The organism is Sulfuricurvum sp. (assembly GCF_023250475.1).
Classification (GTDB): domain Bacteria; phylum Campylobacterota; class Campylobacteria; order Campylobacterales; family Sulfurimonadaceae; genus Sulfuricurvum.
The window spans coordinates 28199-28611 of the sequence record NZ_JAHFAQ010000012.1 but is presented as its reverse complement, the minus strand read 5'-3'; the positions used below and the strand labels follow the sequence as shown (position 1 = coordinate 28611).

The window sequence follows — 413 nt, the reverse complement described above, 5'->3', positions numbered from 1 at the left end:
GATATGGTGCATATCGCGCCATCCGACGATAAACTCAGCAACATAGTCAAACCCGTATTTGTTCAAGATCTTTTTAGCCAATGCTGACTGGTTCAGGGTATGTTTACCTTCTGCAGGGGAAACCGGTGCAAACCACATACTTCCTCCGCCGCCTCTCCAGTTATAGAGACCGAATTCTTGAAGGGTCATATACCCTCTCATCAGGTCAGCACGATATTTAAATACCGGATCATCCCCCATCTCTTTGGAGGTCAAAAATTTATGGTTTTTAAAGTTGGCATTGACAACCGACTGGATGATATTCCAGTTTAATTCATTCCCCTCAGGGGTACCATAGAGACCTGCGTAAACATTCCAAGATCCCATTCCGGTATCTTTTTTGATTTTTTCAATTTCAGCTTCAGTAATAGCAC

1 pseudogene is annotated in these 413 nt (G+C 43.1%); it reads right to left on the bottom strand.

The features are described 5' to 3' along the window. A pseudogene (locus Q0C19_RS02385) lies at positions 1–413 on the bottom strand (4-cresol dehydrogenase); the annotation flags it as partial.